General features: G+C 71.1%; 18 protein-coding genes. 8 read left to right on the top strand and 10 right to left on the bottom strand.

From position 1 onward, the window contains the following. Nucleotides 1-46: 46 nt before the first annotated feature. From VET29_RS18135 to VET29_RS18125, 3 genes are all read right to left on the bottom strand, one after another. Nucleotides 47-295 (bottom strand): WhiB family transcriptional regulator, encoded by a 249-nt coding sequence (locus tag VET29_RS18135; protein ID WP_414636526.1) that lies wholly within the window; start codon nt 293-295, stop codon nt 47-49. A 302-nt stretch (nt 296-597) separates the two neighbouring features. After that, entirely contained in the window at nt 598-2,136 is a 1,539-nt protein-coding gene (locus tag VET29_RS18130; protein ID WP_324921728.1) for a glycoside hydrolase family 76 protein, read from the bottom strand. Nucleotides 2,137-2,256: 120 nt separating this feature from the next. Beyond that, a complete protein-coding gene (locus VET29_RS18125; protein WP_324921726.1) occupies nt 2,257-3,168 on the bottom strand; it encodes a hypothetical protein in 912 nt (303 codons plus the stop codon). 153 nt (nt 3,169-3,321) lie between these two features. On the opposite strand from VET29_RS18125, the gene VET29_RS18120 reads away from it, so the two are divergent. From VET29_RS18120 to VET29_RS18105, 4 genes are read left to right on the top strand one after another with little or no spacing between them, the layout of a single operon-like run. Next, nucleotides 3,322-3,639: a winged helix-turn-helix domain-containing protein gene (locus VET29_RS18120; protein WP_324921724.1), complete on the top strand. Its 318-nt coding sequence runs from the start codon at nt 3,322-3,324 to the stop codon at nt 3,637-3,639. Next, nucleotides 3,636-3,896 carry a hypothetical protein gene (locus tag VET29_RS18115; protein ID WP_324921722.1) on the top strand — a complete coding sequence of 87 codons (261 nt, stop codon included), beginning with the start codon at nt 3,636-3,638 and terminating at the stop codon, nt 3,894-3,896. The genes VET29_RS18120 and VET29_RS18115 overlap by 4 nt, the downstream gene beginning before the upstream one ends. Nucleotides 3,897-3,899: 3 nt before the next feature. Continuing rightward, on the top strand, nt 3,900-4,841 hold the full coding sequence (locus tag VET29_RS18110) for an NAD(P)-dependent alcohol dehydrogenase (protein ID WP_324921720.1): 942 nt from the start codon (nt 3,900-3,902) through the stop codon (nt 4,839-4,841). Further along, the gene (locus VET29_RS18105; protein WP_324921718.1) at nt 4,838-5,506 is read left to right on the top strand and encodes a helix-turn-helix domain-containing protein; all 669 of its coding nucleotides are present in this window, start codon (nt 4,838-4,840) and stop codon (nt 5,504-5,506) included. The genes VET29_RS18110 and VET29_RS18105 overlap by 4 nt, the downstream gene beginning before the upstream one ends. On the opposite strand, the gene VET29_RS18100 is transcribed toward VET29_RS18105, so the two are convergent. Together VET29_RS18100 and VET29_RS18095 are read right to left on the bottom strand one after the other, a co-directional pair. After that, complete coding sequence (locus tag VET29_RS18100; RefSeq protein WP_324921716.1) at nt 5,485-6,126, bottom strand: class I SAM-dependent methyltransferase; 642 nt, start codon at nt 6,124-6,126, stop codon at nt 5,485-5,487. The genes VET29_RS18105 and VET29_RS18100 overlap by 22 nt on opposite strands. 47 nt (nt 6,127-6,173) lie before the next feature. Next, nucleotides 6,174-7,487: an extracellular solute-binding protein gene (locus VET29_RS18095; RefSeq protein ID WP_324921713.1), complete on the bottom strand. Its 1,314-nt coding sequence runs from the start codon at nt 7,485-7,487 to the stop codon at nt 6,174-6,176. A 194-nt stretch (nt 7,488-7,681) separates the two neighbouring features. On the opposite strand from VET29_RS18095, the gene VET29_RS18090 reads away from it, so the two are divergent. After that, nucleotides 7,682-8,713 carry a LacI family DNA-binding transcriptional regulator gene (locus VET29_RS18090; RefSeq protein WP_324921711.1) on the top strand — a complete coding sequence of 344 codons (1,032 nt, stop codon included), beginning with the start codon at nt 7,682-7,684 and terminating at the stop codon, nt 8,711-8,713. 20 nt (nt 8,714-8,733) lie between these two features. Here the strand turns inward: VET29_RS18090 and VET29_RS18085 are convergent, their stop codons facing one another. Beyond that, the gene (locus tag VET29_RS18085; protein ID WP_324921709.1) at nt 8,734-9,384 is read right to left on the bottom strand and encodes a TetR/AcrR family transcriptional regulator; all 651 of its coding nucleotides are present in this window, start codon (nt 9,382-9,384) and stop codon (nt 8,734-8,736) included. A gap of 82 nt (nt 9,385-9,466) precedes the next feature. Between VET29_RS18085 and VET29_RS18080 the strand changes: the two genes are divergently transcribed. Further along, nucleotides 9,467-10,270, top strand: coding sequence for an SDR family NAD(P)-dependent oxidoreductase (locus tag VET29_RS18080; protein WP_324921707.1), 804 nt, complete (start codon nt 9,467-9,469; stop codon nt 10,268-10,270). A gap of 8 nt (nt 10,271-10,278) precedes the next feature. Here the strand turns inward: VET29_RS18080 and VET29_RS18075 are convergent, their stop codons facing one another. The 3 genes from VET29_RS18075 to VET29_RS18065 form a co-directional block, all read right to left on the bottom strand. Beyond that, nucleotides 10,279-11,310 (bottom strand): 3-oxoacyl-[acyl-carrier-protein] synthase III C-terminal domain-containing protein, encoded by a 1,032-nt coding sequence (locus tag VET29_RS18075; RefSeq protein WP_324921705.1) that lies wholly within the window; start codon nt 11,308-11,310, stop codon nt 10,279-10,281. Continuing rightward, nucleotides 11,297-11,608 carry a hypothetical protein gene (locus VET29_RS18070; RefSeq protein WP_324921703.1) on the bottom strand — a complete coding sequence of 104 codons (312 nt, stop codon included), beginning with the start codon at nt 11,606-11,608 and terminating at the stop codon, nt 11,297-11,299. The genes VET29_RS18075 and VET29_RS18070 overlap by 14 nt, the downstream gene beginning before the upstream one ends. A gap of 377 nt (nt 11,609-11,985) precedes the next feature. Next, nucleotides 11,986-12,198, bottom strand: a complete 213-nt coding sequence (locus tag VET29_RS18065) for a hypothetical protein (RefSeq protein ID WP_324921701.1) — start codon at nt 12,196-12,198, stop codon at nt 11,986-11,988. Between the two features lie 201 nt (nt 12,199-12,399). Between VET29_RS18065 and VET29_RS18060 the strand changes: the two genes are divergently transcribed. Both VET29_RS18060 and VET29_RS18055 read left to right on the top strand, forming a co-directional pair. After that, a complete protein-coding gene (locus VET29_RS18060) occupies nt 12,400-13,344 on the top strand; it encodes an ATP-binding cassette domain-containing protein (protein WP_324921699.1) in 945 nt (314 codons plus the stop codon). Next, complete coding sequence (locus VET29_RS18055; protein ID WP_324921697.1) at nt 13,341-14,084, top strand: ABC transporter permease; 744 nt, start codon at nt 13,341-13,343, stop codon at nt 14,082-14,084. The genes VET29_RS18060 and VET29_RS18055 overlap by 4 nt, the downstream gene beginning before the upstream one ends. Here the strand turns inward: VET29_RS18055 and VET29_RS18050 are convergent. Continuing rightward, nucleotides 14,068-17,208 (bottom strand): BTAD domain-containing putative transcriptional regulator, encoded by a 3,141-nt coding sequence (locus VET29_RS18050; RefSeq protein ID WP_324921695.1) that lies wholly within the window; start codon nt 17,206-17,208, stop codon nt 14,068-14,070. The two genes, VET29_RS18055 and VET29_RS18050, sit on opposite strands and share 17 nt — an antisense overlap. Nucleotides 17,209-17,303 lie beyond the last annotated feature (95 nt).

The raw sequence follows: 17,303 nt of genomic DNA, 5'->3' as shown, positions 1-17,303 counted from the left end.
ACACGGCGAAGCCCTGGACGCGCATCGCGTCCAGGGCTTCGTTCTCTCAGGCCACGCGCTGCCGGCGAACCAGCTCGCGCCGCTCTCGCTCGGTCCTGCCACCGAAGACACCGTGGTCCAGACCAGCGTCGACCGCGTAGTCGAGGCACTGCGCCTGCACGGGGCACCGTGCGCACACCGCCTTCGCCTCGGTGACCTGCCGCGCGCCGGGACCCATCTCGGACACCGGGAAGAACAGTTCGGGGTCCGCGTCGCGGCAGGCGGCGCGGTCCCGCCAATCGTCCATCGTGTTCATGTCTGCCGCCTCCAATCGCAGCATTTGTTTTGGTCGTTCCGCTCGTATTCGCATGCCGTTTTCGCAGGTCAAGCGCGGTTTCGCGCGTGACCGAGCCCGGGAACGGCGCCCGATGCTGTAGCCCTCACTCGCATGAGCGCACCCGCGCGCAGGCGCGGGTGCAGGTATCAAGCTCTGTCATGGTGGTGTGCCCGTTCAGGCACGGAGGTAATCCCCCTGCCGGCGTGGTTTGTCACACCGTCCCTGGAACAGCGTACGTCCCAACGCACGAAAACGCTCGTCTTATTCCATGGTCATTTACGTCACGCCGCGTTGAGGAGGTCCAACGTGCTCTGCTGCCGAGCCGCGTCGGCCTGGTCGAACGGTCCCGCCCACCGCAGGCCGTACTGGTCGAGCGTGGTGCGATCCGTCGCGTAGGCGGAATCGGCCTGGCGGCGAAGATAGGTCGTGTAGGGGTGGTCGCTCAGCGCCGCGTTCAACACGCCGAGGCCGCGTACGTACGCGCCCTTGAACGACGGGCCGTCCGCGCCGCAGTTCGGTTCGCACGGCTCACGCAGGATGCCGCCCGGGTTGAGCCCGGCGTTGGCGGTGGAGGCGTTCGCGAACTGGCGGGCGCGGGTCAGCAGCGCGGCGTCACCGGTGGCGCGGTTGAGCTCGGTGAGCGCGTTCAGGATCACGCCCTGGTTGTAGCTCCACGCCACCTGGCCGTTGTTGGCGCACCCGCTGGTGAGGCCGTCGTTGACCAGGTTCGAGCCGTTGATCATGCCGGAGGCGGCGAACCAGGACCAGCCGTCGCGCGCTCGCTGGAGGTAGCTGGTGTCGCCCGCGATCCTGTTGTGCAGCGCGGCGTTGACCTTGATGTACAGCTCGTTGGTGATCGCGTTCTTGTAGCCCCTGGCGGTCGACCACCACACGCCGCCGCCGCACACGCCGTCCCAGTAGGAGCGCATGTAGTCGGCGCCGGCACGGGCGGTCGCGAGGTAGCGGCCGTCGCCGGTGAGGTCGTAGGCCGCGATCCACGCCAGCGCCCACCAACCGGTGTCGTCGATGTAGTCGTTGCGGAACTGGCCGATGCCGGCGTTCACGTTGCGGTCGTAGGTGTTCGCGATCACGTACTGGTAGCTGGTCATGCCGGACACGCGGATCCCGTCGACGACCGCGGTGAGCGCGTTGGCCGAGTTCCACCAGCCGGTGGTGTCGAACAGTCCGGTGTCGTTGCGGTAGAACATCATCAGCCCGGTCGCGGCGGCGGTGCGCCGGTCCCAGGCGTTCCAGGTCGAGCGTGCCCACGCGGTGCAGACGATGTCGGGGCGGTCGCCGGCCTTGCCGCACGCACGCAACGCGCCGACGCCGTGGTTGGCCCAGTCGTCCACGTTGAACATCAGGGTGCGCCAGCCGGTCGAGCCGGCCGGGGTGGTGGTGAGCCCGAGGCGGCTGCCCGATCCCCAGGTGCGGCCGCCGTCGAAGGACCGGTCGAGCCAGACCTGGTCGCCGGCGGCGCCGGTCGTCACCACGGCCCAGCCCATCGCGTCGGTGTCGTTGACGTGCAGGGAGAACCGGCGGCCGAAGAGGCTGGCGGCCACGGGTTCGCGGTCGCCCGGCGCGAGCGCGGGGTCGCGGCCGTCGCAGTAGCGGTTGCAGATGGTGGCGAGCGGGTTCGGGCCGGCCGCCGTTCTGATGGCCGGGGTCGTGTCCGGCTTGGCAGGCGGTTGCGGTTGGGCCGCCGAGACACCCGTCTCGGGTGACGGCGGCGGTTCGGCCGATGCCGGTGCGACGAGGCTGGTGGCCACCACGACGACGAGAGCCGGTACGAGGGCAGCGGACAGCACGGATCTCGGCATCGAGACCTCCCGAGGGAGCGCTCCGGCGGCCGCGCAGGGTTACGGTCGCCAGCAGGGGTGAGAGCGCTCTCACGCACCACCGACGTTATGACACCGCTCGTGGGGCGTCAATGATCCCCATCATTCGCAGGCAGTTCCGTCGTGATCCTTGTCCAACTCGTAGATGTCGTTCCCGATCACCTGGACAGGACCCTTCACGTACGCCGGGCCGTTGCCGGAGCCGCCGGCACAGTCGACGTCGGACGCGATCGGCACGCAGCCGGTGTAGTTCGGGTCGCACTGCGGCTGCGGTGCGGGCTCCACCGGCGGCGGCGGGGCGGGCTGCTCGATCGTCGGCTGCAGCGGCGGTGGTTGCACGACCGCCGTGGTGGTCGGCGGCGGCGGAGGTGGCGTCGTCGTGGGGGTGGTCGTAGGAGGGGGAGTCGTGGGGGTGGTGGTCGGGAGTTCGACGGTGGTGGTCGTGGTGGTCTCGTCCGCCGCGATGTTCCGGGTCGGGGTGTCGTCGTTGTTGCTGTTGATGACCGACACGAACACGAGCACGACCAACACCGCGGCGGCGGTGATCCACGCGGCCCGGTGCTTCGTGAACGTGCTCCCGGACGCCTTGGCGGCGACGGGGACCGCGGCTCGCGCGGGGGCGGGAACGGGGAAGGCCACGGTGGGCGGATCGACCACGGGCGACGGCGACACCAGCTCGGGGTCGCGAGGCAGGAGCAGCGTCAGCTGCAGTCCCCTGGCGTCCCGTGTGATGGCCGCCGCGCAGCCGGCGCGGCCGCCGTGCGCCTGCACGTCCCCGACCAGCGTCGCGTACCGCTGCGACATCAGGTAGGTCAGCTCCCCCACCCGGCGCCCGTCGAGGCGGACCTCGATCGCACGCTCCCCCTTGTACTTCCCGCTCGCGATCACGCACCACGCGAGCTCGACGGCGACGGTGCGCTCCCCTCCCGGGGCCGGTGTGTAGCGGGCGAGCACGTCCTGGTGCTGTTCCTCGCGGGTGACCGTGACCGTGGACTCGCCCGTCACCATCGCCAAGCCCGCAGCGGAGTTCTCGAACATGGTCCTTGCATCGGCGGACGACCGTGCCTGTTACCGAATGACGGTTGCATCTTGCATCGGCTTGCGTCGGCGTCTGATGTCGGACTATGGTTTCACCTGTCAGAAAAAATTGACAGATGTAGGTGTGAGATGACTGGCGACGATCTGGTCGAGGTGCTGGCCGCTCTGGCCAACCCGATTCGGCTGCGGATCATCGCCCGGCTGGCCGGTGGGCGGCAGTACGTGAGCCGGCTGGCTCGCGAGATCGGGGTGAGCCGGCCGCTGCTCCACATGCATCTGCAGAAGCTCGAGGCCGCCGGTCTCGTGGCGGGCAGCCTCGAGCTGTCGGCGGACGGCAAGGCCATGAAGTACTTCGAGGTCACCGACTTCGACGTGCGGCTCACCGCGGCGGCGCTGGCCGACGCCGCGGAGTCCCTCACCCCATCGGCACCCAAGGAGCAGAAGTGACCTGGCCGAACGCAGTCATCATCCTCGGTGTGATGGTCATCGTGATCATCCTCATCGGTGGCGCGCTCTCGACTTTTCTCGACCTGCGCAAGGCGAGGCTCGTGTCCGGGCAGGAGGACGGCCTGCGGCAGCTCGTCAGCCGATACGAGCAGCTCGCCGAGAACACCCTCGACACACAGCAGCGGATCTCCGCGGACCTGGCCGAGCTACGCACCCGCGTCGCGGCGGTCGAGCAGATCCTCAGAACGGTGGAGTGAACGATGAAGGCGATGGTGCAGGACCGCTACGGCCCGCCGGAGGTACTCGAGCTGCGGGACATCGACAGACCGCGACCCGGTGCGGACGAGGTGCTGCTGCGTGTGCACGCGGCCGGCGTCGACCAGGGCACGTGGCACCAGGTGACCGGCCTGCCCTACCTGGGGCGGCTGGTGTTCGGGCCGCGGCGTCCCCGGGTTCCGGTGCCGGGCATGGACGTCTCCGGGGTGGTCGAGGCGGTGGGCGCGCGGGTGACCGGGCTCCGGCCGGGCGACGAGGTCTTCGGCGTCGGCAAGGGGACGTTCGCCGAGTACGCGACGGCCAGGACGGTGGTGCGCAAGCCCGCCAACCTGACACACGAGCAGGCGGCGACGGTCGCGGTGTCCGCGTGCACGGCCCTCAAGGCGCTGGAGGGTGTCGAGGCGGGCCAGCGGGTCATGGTGATCGGCGCGGGCGGCGGCGTGGGCTCCTACACGGTGCAGCTGGCGGCGGCGTTCGGCGCGTCGGTGACGGCGGTGTGCGGCCCGGCGAAGCTGGAGCTGGTGCGCGGGCTGGGCGCGACCGAGGTGGTCAACTACCGGCAGGAGGAGCTGACCGGCGAGTACGACCTGGTCGTGGACATCGCGGGCGGGCGACCGTTCGCGCAGCTGCTGCGACTGGTCCGGCCGGGCGGGACGCTGACGCTCGTCGGCTCGGAGGAAGGCGGGCGCTGGTTCGGCATGGGCCGCGCGTTCGGCGCCCTGGTGCGCAGGCCGTTCACGAGGAAACGCCTGCGGGCCCCGATCTCGATCGCGCGGCCGACGGCGCTGAACCGGTTGAGCGAGCTGCTCGCCGCAGGCACGATCACCCCGGCGCTGGACCGGACCTTCCCCCTGGGCGACGTGCCGGCGGCGATCACGTACCTGCGCGACGGCCACGCCCGCGGCAAGATCGTCGTCACGCCGTGACGGTGCCGCACTTCGCCGTCGGCGACGGCTACGCCGTGTACCGGGGGCCGGTGACGGACAGCTCCTTCCACCGCCACGCCGCCTACCAGGTCGCGATCGGCGACGAGGTCGCCATGGTGGACGGCGCCGCGAACCGGCACGAGGGTGCGGCGCTCGTGGTGGCGCCGATGGTGCGGCACCGGATGCTCGCCAACGCCGACGTCCTCACCTACTTCGTCGAGCCGCACTGTGTGTTCGCCGACCGGCTGCGCGAGCGGTGCGGCACGGGCATCAGCGCCGCCCCGGACCTACGCGGCCTGCGCGCGGAGGACATCGGCGCGCACCCGTCCGGCACGCTCGATCCCCGGCTGGTCACGGCACTGGACACGCTGGCCGGCCGTGCCGTCCCGATGCCGGGCCTGGCCGCGATGGTCGGGCTCTCCCCACAGCGCCTGCGGGCCCTGGCCCGCCAGCAGGTCGGCATGCCGCTGGCACGCTGGCGGATGTGGGTGCGGCTGCGCCGGGCGGCCGAGGCACTGCGGGCCGGTGCGTCGGTGGCCGAGGCGGCGGTCACGGCGGGCTTCGCCGACCAGGCCCACCTGACCCGCGGCATGCGGGACATGATGGGCCTGACGCCCTCCGCCGTGTTGCCGGTGCTGCGCGGTCACTCCCGCCGCGCGACGTAGACCGAGATCGAGCCGGTGACCGTGGGCACGACCTCGACCTCCCGCACGTCGCGGAACCCGGCGCCGGAGATCAGCTCGGGCAGCACCCCGTCCGCGTTCGGCTGGGTGTCCGCCCTGCCGTCCGCGAGCTGCACGGTCCGGAAGGCCAGGCGCATCAGCCTCGTCCGCTGCCAGCCGTAGTCGGCGATGACGAGCCGCCCGCCGGGCCGCAGCACCGCGAACATCGACGCGAGCACCGCCTGCTTCACCGCGACCGGGCACTGGTGGAGCACGAGGCTCGACACGACCGTGTGCATCGAACCCGGCGGCTCCGTCAACGCGTCACCCAGGCCGACCCGCCACCGCACCGCCACGCCGGCGGCCTCGGCCTTGCGCCGTGCCACCGCCAGCATCTCGGGGTCGGGGTCCACGCCGACGACCTGTGCCGTCGGCTGCATCCGCCCCAGCACCACGGTCAGCGAGCCGGTGCCGCATCCGACGTCGAGGATCACCTCGTCGGGCCGCGGCGCCACGTGGCCGGCGACGAGCGCCCGCCACAGCCGCTCACGGGTCAGGGTGACGACGCGGTCGTAGAAACGGGTCGGGGCGAACCTGCCCAGCGCGGGCGTGAACTCGGTCATGCCCGGCAGTCAAGTCCGCCCCGCGCCCCCCGTCTTGAACGAACCGCTTACTTGCCGATGGTCGCGTTGAGGCTGTCGGCGAACTGCTGCGGGTTGATGGACAGCTGGAACAGCTTGACGATGTTGTCCAGCAACGTCTCCGCGGCCGTCGGGCTGAGCGCCTGGTCCCACGACTGCGCGAACACCTTGGCCTTGTTGGCGGTGTCGTAGATGAACGTGACGAAGTCGGCGTTCTTGTCCTTCGCCAGCTGGCTCTGCGTGCCCTTCAGGATCGGGACCGCGCCGGAGCCGATCCAGTCCTTCACCTCCTGGTCGTCCAGAACGCCTTCGGTGAAGAACTTCTTGGCGAGCTTCTTCTCCTCGGCGCTGGCCTTCGCGGAGATGGCCAGGTACTGGCCGGGGTTGCCGACGGCGTCGCTCGGGTCGCCCACGCCGCCCTCGACCGGCGGGAAGTTCATGTAGCCGAGCCCATCGCTGGAGACGAAGTCACCGCCGTCGGCCTGCTGGATGCCGTAGGACCACGAGCCGTGCACCATCATCGCGGCCTTGCCGGTGTAGAGCAGCGCCTGGTCGGCGTTGGAGTCCGCGGTGATCGACGAGAACCCGTCGATGAACCCGCCTGCCCTGACCAGGTCCTGCAGCTTGGTCAGCGCGGTGATGGCCGCCGGGTTGGACCAGGCGTTCTTCTCACCCTCGAAGGCGGCCTGGAACACCTCGGAACCGCCGATGCGGTCGAACAGGAACTCCAGCCACATCATGTTCGTCCACCGGGACTGGCCGGCCAGGGCGAACGGCGCGATGTTCTTCGCCTTGAACTTGGGCACCAGCGCCATGATGTCGTCCCACGACTTCGGCGGGTCGACGTTCACGTCGTCGAAGATCTTCTTGTTGTAGTACAGGAGGATCGGCTCCACCGTCTCGCACGGCATCGCGTAGATCTTGCCGTCGATGGTCGCCGGGCCGAACGAGGACGGGATCAGCTTGTCCTTGACCGCGGAGTTCTGGTCGAACCACGAGGTCAGGTCCTCGACCTGGCCGGCCTCGACCCAGGTGCGCAGCCCGCCGCCACCCCAGCCCCAGATGATCGTGGGGGCCTGGCCGGCGCCGATGGCGGTCTTGATCTTCGTCTTGTACGGGTCGTTCTGGAACGTGGTCGTCTTGATCTGCGTGTCCGGGTTCGCCTTGTTGAACCTGTCCACCGCGCCCTGCCGGATGCCCTGCTGGGGCTGCCCGGACAGGAACCAGTACGTGGCGCCGCCACCGCCGCCGGGACCGGACGTGCCGCACGCCGAGAGTGCCATGGACACCGGCACGCTGGCGGCGAGGCCAAGGACCGCACGCCGGGAGATTGGTGTAGCCACGCAGATGCTCCGTTCTCGAGCCGCAGACTTCGTTGGCGCAGTTTCGAAAACTTTCGAAAACCGTGTCGCGTCAGCGTAGGGAGATTACCGGATTCGTGTCAAGATTGAGCTGACTACAATGCAGATAAGACGTGCTCAATGCGCATCCGGAAGTTTTCGAAACTTTCGGATCGAGAGCGAGAGAAGAGGTGTCGATGACGGCCGGCCAGCCGAGGGAGCCGATCCCGGCCACCGCCGGACGTACGACGTTGGCGGCAGTCGCGCGTCTGGCGGGGGTGTCCGTCGCGACCGTGTCGAAGGTCGTCAACGGGCGCAGTGACGTGGCGCCGGAGACCCGTTCCCGGGTGGAGGCCCTGCTGGCGGAGCACGAGTACATCGCACCCGTCGTCCGCCGCGCCGAGACCGCCGGGCCCTCGACCATCGAGGTGCAGTTCGCGGGCGACCTCAGGCCGTACGTGGCGGCGGCGCTGGGCGGGATCGTCGACGCCGCCGGACAGCTCGGCGTCGCCGTGGCGGTCAGCCAGCCGGACCGCGGCCCGCGCTGGGCCCGGGAGCTGGTCTCGGCGGGACGCCGGGCGCTCATCGCGATCACCAGCGTGTACAGCCCCGCGGACGTGGACGCACTGAACCGGGCAGGGCTCCCGCTGGTCGTGCTCGACCCGCTGCACCTGCCGCACAGCGACGTCACCAGCGTCGGGTCGACCAACTTCGCCGGCGGCTTCGCGGCGACCCAGCATCTGCTGTCACTGGGCCACCAGCGCATCGCCTATCTCGGCGGACCGGCCGTCGCCGCCGCGAACCAGGCACGCGGGCACGGCTACCGGGCCGCGATGGAGGCGCAGAAGGCAGCGGTGCCCGACGCCTATGTCCGGACGGGCGAGTTCACCTACGAGACCGGTGTGCTCGGCGCCGCGGCGGTGCTGGACCTGGCGGTGCCGCCGACGGCGGTGTGCGCGGGCAACGACGAGATCGCGCTGGGGGTCATCGAGACCGCGCGCACGCGGGGGCTGCGCGTCCCGGAGGACCTCAGCGTGGTCGGCTTCGACGACACGCTCCTCGCCCAGATGTCCTCACCGCCACTGACCACCGTCCGGCAACCACTGCGGGAGATGGGTGGCGTCGCACTGCGCACCGCGCTGCGCCTGGCGGACGGCGAGAAGCTCGAGTCCCATCACGTCGAGCTCGCCACCGAGCTGGTGGTACGCGCCTCGACCGCCCGCGTCTGAGCCACCACACGTGACCGTCCTCAGTGGACGGACCGGCGCTCGCTCCCCTGCCCCGCCAACCGGGTCAGGCCGGCGTGGGCGAACGCCAGGACCTCGTCGACGAGAGCGAGGAGATCCGCAGGGCCGTGCCGCACCTCGTCGGTGGTGTACAGCTCGCGGAGACCGCCGGTGACGGCGTAGGCGGCCAGGCGGGGGGCCAGCGCGTCAGCGGGCAGACCGAGGTCCTCGCCGACAGCGGTGGCGATGAGGCGTTCCAGGTCGTGGTAGGCGGCTCGGGCACGGCCGCGGAGGTCCTCGTCCTCGGCGATGAGGGCGGCTCGGCGGGTGCGGCGGGCCCACACCTCGCCGGGTGCGCGGTCGCGGAGCGTGTCACGCCGGTCCAGGACGTGCATGGTGTCGCGCATCCAGTCGCGGACCACGTCCAGGGCCGGGGCGGCGCGGTCGGCGAGACGTTCGGCGAGGGACGCGGGCGTGAACGGGTCGTCGGCGAAGAGCAGGTCCTCCTTCGTCGGGAAGTGCAGTGTCACCGTGCGGGTGGCGACGTCCGCGTGCTCGGCGATCGCCGCGATCGTCGTGGTGCGGTAGCCGTGCTTCGTGAACAGCTCCAACGCCGCCTCCTGGACGCGTTCACGGGTCTGCCGCTTCTTCCGCTCCCGCCTGCCCTCATCCATGCGCGAACGGTATCACGCAATCCATTAATGCATCCCGTGCTACTTTTAGGAGGACATGCATCAAACTAGGAAGGTGCGCAGCATGACCACGACGTGGTTCATCACCGGTACGTCGAAGGGATTCGGTCGCGAGTGGGCGGAGGCCGCCCTCGAACGCGGCGACCGTGTCGCCGCCACCGCCCGCGACACCGGCCAGCTCCAGCCCCTGGTCGCACGGCACGGCGACGCCGTGCTCCCCCTGTGCCTGGACGTCACCGACAGGACCGCGGTCCTCGCGGCGGTGCGGCAGGCGGCCGAGCATTTCGGCCGGCTGGACGTGGTCGTCAACAACGCCGGGTACGGCCACTTCGGCATGGTCGAGGAACTGACCGAGGCCGAGGTACGCGCCGAGCTGGAGACCAACTTCTTCGGCACCCTCTGGGTGACACAGGCCGCGCTGCCGGTGCTGCGCGCACAGGGCCACGGCCGGCTGATCCAGGTCACCAGCGAGGGCGGCGTCCGCGCGTTCCCCGGCATCGGCGCCTACCACGCGTCGAAGTGGGCCGTGGAGGGTCTGTCCGAGTCCCTGCGCCAGGAGGTGGCCGGCTTCGGCATCGACGTCGTGTGCCTGGAGCCGGGCCCGTACTCGACGGACTTCGGCGGCGGCAGCATCCGCACGAGCGCCGAACACCCGGACTACGCCGGGGTCCGGGCCGAGCTGTCGCCCACCTGGGACCTGGGTGACCCGAAGGCGACCCGCGCGGCGATCCTGACGCTGGCCGACACCGACGACCCGCCGGCACACGTCTTCTTCGGCAAGTCCTACGAGCCCGTCGCCGCCGAGTACGAGCAACGCCTGGCCACGTGGCGGAAGTGGCAGCCGCTGGCGCTGGCCGCCTTCGGCTGACGCCGTGCTCACCGGCCGGGGCCGACCTCCAGCACCACGGCCGTCCACGTCATCCCCACGCCGACGCCCAGCAGTAACACGTGATCGCCGTCGGTCACCTCGCCGCCACGCAGCAGGTGGTCCAGTGCCACGAGCTGGTCGCTCGCGCCCAGGTGGCCCACGCGCAGGCCGAGCTCGGTCATCGTCCGGTCCTCGGTGATGCCGAGGGGGCGGAGGATCTGCGTCTCCACGAGCCTGCGGCCGTAGTGCGGCGCGCAGATCCGCGCCAGGTCCGGCAGGTCGACGCCCGCGTCCGTGAGGGCGACCTTGACGACCGCCGACACCGCGTCGCTGTTGCGCAGGTCGACCTCGGTCGCACCGCGGCGGGCCAGCCACTGACGCTTGCGGCCGCGGATGTCGACGGCCCGGTCGGCCGCGACGCTCGCCGCGCGGAACGGCTCGTCACCGCGTTGCAGGCCTTCGAGGGCCGGGTCGGCGTACGACGCGATCGCCCTGACGCACGCGATGCCGGGGCGGCGGGACATCACCACCGCACTGCCCGCGTCGCCGTAGACGATGCCGATGTCCGTGGTCCAGTGCGGAAATCCCGGGCCGCCGAACCGATCGCCCGCGGTGATGAGCGCCGCGTGGTGGTCGGGACGGCCCAGCAGCATGCTCGCCGCCACGTCCATGCCGGCGACCGCGCTGTTGCTCATCGCGCCGAGCTCGACGGTCAGGCCCGGTCCGGCGGCGATGCCCAGCTGGTGGCGGACGTAGGAGGCGGCGTGCCAGAAGTCGACGCCGGAGTGGTAGATCCCGGCGTGCAGGCACAGCGACGGCTGGACCTGCTCCCCCGTCGTGGCGTGGCACTGGCGCAGGGCCTCCCGGCCGGCACGCACGGCGAGCTCGGGACCGTACCGCTCGGCCACGGCCGTGGACAGCTGCCCGGTGCGCGTCGCGTCCTCCGCGGTGAACTCGCCGGCGGCGAGTGGCGCGGCGACCGGGGTCAGTGCGCCGAGGTCGCAGCCGATCCCGTTGACGTGCAGGTCATCGAACCGCATCCGTGGCTCCCTCCCGGCGGGCGAGCACGGCGCTGATCTCCATGAGGTCGTCGGCGCGGCGCGGCTTCGAGGCGGTGACGAACCCGGCCGCGGCGAGCTCCGCGAGCACGGTCTCGGCGCCGCCGCCGGTGAACCGGTGGAAACCCACGAAGCGGGCCCGTGCCGCGCCCGGCACGGCGATGGCCAGGTGCGCCCAACCGGTCTCGCGTTCCCAGCGGACCACCAACAGGACGGTTCCGGCGGCCGGGACGCGTGCCAGGGTCCGCTCGATCACCCGCGTCAGGGTCGTGTCGGTCAAGAGACTTTCCTTTCCGCGCGGCAAACAGCGCACCCCGGGAGGGCGCGCTGGCAGGAGGGCTTGGGCGAAGTGGGCCTCGCTCACCCACTCCGCCCTCGGCGGGCGGGCCCCTTCGTCGAGACCCGCGAGACACGGCGAAACCTACCGCCATGAACAGGTACGGAAAACACCCACCCCTGCACACACAGTGAACACCGCGACTGATAAGGAAGCGTGATCCGCGCTATTTCGCCTATATATTAGGAGATCACTAATATGGATCTTGGTCCGCACTTCGGGCGATCATCACACACGGTAGTTGCGGACACGAACGAGCTACGCGATCACTCGTGCGGTGCATGCGAACGGGACGACGGTCACCCAGGAGTGACGCGGCGTCAGTGCCGCGGCGCGACCGCGCCGGACCGGGGACGGCGGCGCACGTTGATGGCCACCATCCACACCGCCAGCAGTGCGGCGCCGATCGTCCCGGTCCACTTGGTCGCGCCGGCCTCGCCGACCACGCCCAGGACCAGGGTCACGGTCATCAGCACGGTGGTCACGACCGCCAGGGAGGCGGCGACCAGACCTTGTGCGTTGAACGTACGCATCGCGGCCCCCTCATCTCATCCTGTCGTCATGCCGTACCCCGAGGCGCCGAGACCGAAACACGAGACAGGACACCCGACCGAGCTCGCGTAGGGGTCGCGGCCGGCCGTACGCGCCCGCGTGTGAACCGGCGGAACGTCGTGTCAGTGGTCGTGTCAGGGCGAAGGCAGGTCCGTGTCAGGCGGGCCACGCACAGTGGGCACATGACGAGCTCAGCGATCACGGCTTCGGGGCTGCGGAAGGCCTACCGGGACAAGGTGGTGCTCGACGGCATCGACCTGGATGTCCGTGCGGGGACCGTGTTCTCCCTGCTCGGTCCGAACGGGGCCGGCAAGACCACGACGGTGAACGTGCTGACCACGTTGCTGGACAGCGACGGGGGCGCGGCACGCGTCGCCGGGTACGACATCGCGACCGAGACCAGGAAGGTGCGTGCGGCGATCGGGGTCACCGGTCAGTTCGCGGCGGTGGACGAGCTGCTGACCGGGCGCGAGAACCTGCGGCTGATGGCGGACCTGCACCACCTGGGAAGCACGGCGGCCAAGCAGGTCGTCGAGGACCTGCTGGAGCGGTTCGACCTGGCGGAGTCGGCGGCCAGGCTGGCGTCGACCTACTCCGGTGGTATGCGCAGGAAACTGGACCTGGCGATGACGTTGGTCAGCACGCCGGAGATCATCTTCCTCGACGAGCCGACGGCGGGACTGGACCCGCGCAGCCGCCGCACGATGTGGAACATCATCCGCGAGCTGGTCGCCGGCGGGACGACGATCTTCCTCACCACCCAGTATCTCGACGAGGCCGACCAGCTCGCCGACAGGATCGCGGTGCTCGACCGGGGCCGGCTGGTCGCCGAGGGCACCTCCGGCGAGCTCAAGAAGCGGATTCCCGGCGGTCACGTCCGGTTCCGGTTCGCCGACGCCGAGCAGCTGGACGCGGGGGCACGCGTCCTGGCCGGCTCCACCCCGGACGCGGAGAGCCTGGTACTGCGGGTGCCGAGCGACGGCGGGGCGCGGTCGGTGCGCACCCTGCTGGACCGGCTCGACGAGTACGCGGTCGATGTCGAGGAGTTCACCGTGCACATGCCGGACCTCGACGACGTTTTCCTTGCCCTCACCGGTCATGCCAGCACGGAGGTCACCGCACGATGAACACCGACTCGGCGATCATGTTGCGCCGCAACCTCAAGCACACCGTCCGCAACCCGGTCGCGCTGTTCAACGCGATCCTGATGCCGGTCCTGATGATGTTCATGTTCGTGTACATGCTCGGCGGCGCCTTCAGCGTCGGCGACGCGTACGTCGACTACGCGACACCGGGCATGATCATGATGACCATCTCCTACGGGTTGAGTGCCACCGCGATGGCCGTGAGCAGTGACATGGCGAAGGGGATCATCAACCGGTTCAAGGTCATGGACGTCTCCCGCGGCGCCGTGCTGACCGGTCACGTCGTCTCCACGATGCTGCGCACCGTGGTGGCGCTGGCGGCCGTCCTCGGCGTGGCCTTCCTGATGGGGTTCAGCCCGAACGCGACCTTCGGCCAGTGGCTCGCCGTGATCGGCGTCCTCCTGCTGGCGATCTTCGCGGTCAGCTGGCTCACCATCGCCCTGGGCCTGGCCGCGAAGACGTTGGAGTCGGCGGGGTTCTCCACCGTGCCGCTGATCATGCTGCCGTTCTTCAGCAGCGCGATCGTGCCGGCGGACAAGATGGGTCCCGGAGTCCGGGAGTTCGCGGAGTACCAACCCTTCACGCCGATCATCGAGAGCGTGCGCGGGTTCCTTAACGGCACACCGTCGAACGGCCACACGATCGCCGCGGTCTCCTGGTCCGCCGGGATCGCCGTCGTCGGCTACGTGTGGGCACGGGCGAGGTTCAACAAGCGAGCGTGACCGCGGCCAGCTCGCGCCAGCTCGCCCGCGCCCCCTCCAGCGTCGCCTCGGTGAACCTCGGGTCACCGAGGCGGCGCCGTGCGGCCAGCTCGATCCGGGCCACGTCCGGCTGCGCACGGTTCGACAGGCCGAGCACGGACGTGCTGGCCGCGAGCAGCCGCGCGGCCTGCTCGAACTGTTCCTGACGCAGCGCGAGGTCCGCGATCCCGACGAGGATGTGCGCGGTCATGAGGGCGTTCCCGTCCTGGGGCATCGCCTGGTAGGCCGCGACACGGTGTTCGCGGGCCTCGGCGAGATCCTCGGCGAGGTAGCCGAGCAGATTCTGTACCAGCGGAAGGTAGTTCGCCCGCTCGGCGGCGTCGCCGTCCAGCGTGGTCGTCGCGACGCCGAGCTGGCGGGAGGCCTCCCGGACGTCGCCCCTCCAGTGCGCGAGCTCCGCCTTCGCCATCGCCAGCCGCGCGAGCGCGATCGGCCAGGCGACCCGCGCCGCGGCTCCCTGCGCGGCCGCCATGGCGGCCGCGCTCGACGCCTCGTCGCCCGCCAGCCAGTACAGCTGGGCCTGCCGTGACCGCATCGTCACGACGTCCTCGACGACGCCGATCTCGGTGACGACCGCGATCGCCCGCTCGTAGTGCTCGCACGCGGCGACGAACTCGCCGCGCGTCGCGATCCGGTCGGCCAGCTCGGTCAGGGCGAACGACATCCCCCACCGCTCGCCGATCGCGCGAAACTCGGCGAGCGCCGTCTCGAGGTACGCGTCCGCGTCCCGCCCGCCGTCGCCGAGGACGATCCGCATCTTGCCGACCTGCAGGCGGGCAACGGCGCGTACCCAGGGATCCTCGTCGGTGAGCAGCGGCTCGTACGCGGTGAGGATCGCGTCCGGCCCGTGCAGCAGGCGTTCCAGCGCGCCGATGAACCGCATCACGGGATGGCCGCTGCGAACCCGCCGGCTGATCTCGTAGGCCTCGTTGATCCACTCCCGCACCTGGTACTGGTCACCCAGTCCGGAGGTCAGGAACGACACGACGAACACGTACACCAGGACCCGGAGCTCGTCGGCCACCTCGCCGGGCACGGCCGTGGCCGCCATGATCAGCTCGGCGCCCTCGGTCTTGTGCCCGCCGAGCCACCAGTACCACGCCGCGGACGCGCCGAGCCGCATCGCGCCCTGCGCCTCCGCCGCCGCGAGCGCACCGCGCATCGCGGCACTGATGTTGTCGTGCTCGGCCGCAACCGTGGCCAGCCACTCCAGCTGCTCGGCGCGGCGGATGTGCGGCTCCGCGGCCTCGACGAGCTCGGTGAAGTACGCGAGGTGCGCGTGGCGCGCCAGCTCCGACTCCCCCGCCTCGGCGAGCCGCTGGGCGGCGTACTCCTTGATGGTGCCGAGCATCCGGTAGCGCGGCGCCCCCTCGCCCGTGGCGACCACCAGCGACTTCTCGGTCAGCGCGGTCAGCACCTCGAGCACCTGCCCCGCCTCGACCCCGTCGCCCGAGCAGACCCGCTCGGCCGCGTCCAGGCTCGCACCGCCGGAGAACACCGAGAGCCTGCGCAGGACCGTCCGTTCGGCGTCGGTGAGCAGCTCCCAGCTCCAGTCGACCACCGCGCGCAACGTCCGGTGCCGCGGCAGCGCGGTACGGCTGCCGCCGGTCAGCAGGCGGAACAGGTCGTCGAGCCGGTTCGCGAGCTGGTCGAGGGTCATGGTGCGCAACCGGGCCGCGGCGAGCTCGATCGCCAGCGGCATCCCGTCCACCGCCCGGCAGACACGCGCCATGGTCGACAGCGTGGCGGCGTCGGTCGTGAGGTCCTTGCGCACCGCGCCCGCCCGGTCACGCAGCAGCAGGACGGCGGGCGAGGACTCGACCTCGCCGGGCGCGGCGTCCCGCGCCGGCAGGGCCAGCGGCATGACCTGCCACAGCGTCTCACCGGTGATGCCGAGCGGTTCCCTGCTCGTCGCGAGGATCCGCAGCCGCCGGCACTCCCCCAGCACCCGATGGGCGAACGCCGCGGCCGACTCGATCACGTGCTCGCAGTTGTCCAGGATCAGCAGCGCCTCCCGCTCGCGGACCGCGGCGATCAGCCGGTCGGTCGGCTCCGCGTCCGACGCGCCGCCGAGCAGCGCGTCCCGCTGGCCGAGCGCGGCGAGCGTCGCCTGCGCCACGTCGTCGTCCGCGCCGATCGCCGCGAGCTCCACCAGCCAGGCCCCGTCCGGCAGGTCACCGAGCAACGTGCGCGCGGTCTCCGTGGCCAGCCTGGTCTTCCCCGAGCCACCCGGCCCGATCAGGGTGGTGAGCCGGTGGTCGGCGACGAGCCCGCGCACGGCGGCCACATCGGCGTCCTTGCCGAGGTAGCTGGTCAGCTCGGCACGCAGGTTGGTCGTCCGGCGCTCGTCGCGCCTGCCCATCTCACCCCGCAGCAGCGCCACGTGCAGCTCGGCCAGCTCCGGGGACGGGTCGGCGCCCAGCGCGTCCGCCAGGGCCTCCCTCGTGCGCTCGTACACACGCAGCGCCTCGGTGCTCTGACCGGCCGCGCCGAGGGCACGCATCAGCGCGGCGACGAGCCGCTCCCGCACGGGATGCGCGGCGACCAGGTCGGTCAGCTCCGCGACGAGCGCGGCGCCGTGACCGAGCCGGATCTCGGCCTCGAACCGATCCTCCAGCGCGGCGAGGCGCAGCCCCGCCAACCGGGTGAGTGCCGCGTCGAACGCCCCGCTGTCCTGCAGACCGACGTCCTGCATCGCCGCCCCGCGCCACAGGCCGAGGGCCTCCCGCAGGAGCCGCACGCGCTGCTGGTCGTCGCCCTCACGCGCCCTGCCGACAAGGCGCTCGAACCGGACGGCGTCGACGGAGTCGGGGTCCGCCGTCAGCCGGTAGCCGCCCGCCTGTCCGTCGACCACCCCGTCCGGTAGCGCCCGGCGCAGCCGGGAAGCCAAGCGCTGCAAGGCGTTCGCGGCGTCGGCCGGCGGGTGCTCACCCCAGATCCAGTCGACCAGCGTCGCCTTCTGGACCACCCGGCCGGGTTCGAGTGCGAGGGCGATCAACAACGCCCGCAGGCGGGCACCGGGCACGTCCGCCGCGACGCCGTCGTCCGTGTGGACCTCGAAAGGTCCAAGCATCCCGATCCGCACGCTGACGATTTTGCCGTAGGCATGCGAGAAGCCTCCGCCCAGTACCGCGGCGGGGGTGAGGTCGCCGTTTGCCCGAAAGGGCGTACCTGTGGGCA

The sequence above is a fragment of the Actinophytocola sp. genome, from assembly GCF_035634895.1.
Lineage (GTDB): Bacteria > Actinomycetota > Actinomycetes > Mycobacteriales > Pseudonocardiaceae > Actinophytocola.
Note: the sequence above shows the minus strand (reverse complement) of the source record. Positions and strands in the feature narration are given on the sequence as shown.

Coding starts and splice junctions, on each gene's coding strand:
- VET29_RS18135 (WP_414636526.1), bottom strand. CDS start 295: ATGAACACGATGGACGATTGGCGGGACCGCGCCGCCTGCCGCGACGCG.
- VET29_RS18130 (WP_324921728.1), bottom strand. CDS start 2,136: ATGCCGAGATCCGTGCTGTCCGCTGCCCTCGTACCGGCTCTCGTCGTC.
- VET29_RS18120 (WP_324921724.1), top strand. CDS start 3,322: ATGACTGGCGACGATCTGGTCGAGGTGCTGGCCGCTCTGGCCAACCCG.
- VET29_RS18110 (WP_324921720.1), top strand. CDS start 3,900: ATGAAGGCGATGGTGCAGGACCGCTACGGCCCGCCGGAGGTACTCGAG.
- VET29_RS18100 (WP_324921716.1), bottom strand. CDS start 6,126: ATGACCGAGTTCACGCCCGCGCTGGGCAGGTTCGCCCCGACCCGTTTC.
- VET29_RS18090 (WP_324921711.1), top strand. CDS start 7,682: ATGACGGCCGGCCAGCCGAGGGAGCCGATCCCGGCCACCGCCGGACGT.
- VET29_RS18085 (WP_324921709.1), bottom strand. CDS start 9,384: ATGGATGAGGGCAGGCGGGAGCGGAAGAAGCGGCAGACCCGTGAACGC.
- VET29_RS18080 (WP_324921707.1), top strand. CDS start 9,467: ATGACCACGACGTGGTTCATCACCGGTACGTCGAAGGGATTCGGTCGC.
- VET29_RS18075 (WP_324921705.1), bottom strand. CDS start 11,310: ATGCGGTTCGATGACCTGCACGTCAACGGGATCGGCTGCGACCTCGGC.
- VET29_RS18065 (WP_324921701.1), bottom strand. CDS start 12,198: ATGCGTACGTTCAACGCACAAGGTCTGGTCGCCGCCTCCCTGGCGGTC.
- VET29_RS18060 (WP_324921699.1), top strand. CDS start 12,400: ATGACGAGCTCAGCGATCACGGCTTCGGGGCTGCGGAAGGCCTACCGG.
- VET29_RS18055 (WP_324921697.1), top strand. CDS start 13,341: ATGAACACCGACTCGGCGATCATGTTGCGCCGCAACCTCAAGCACACC.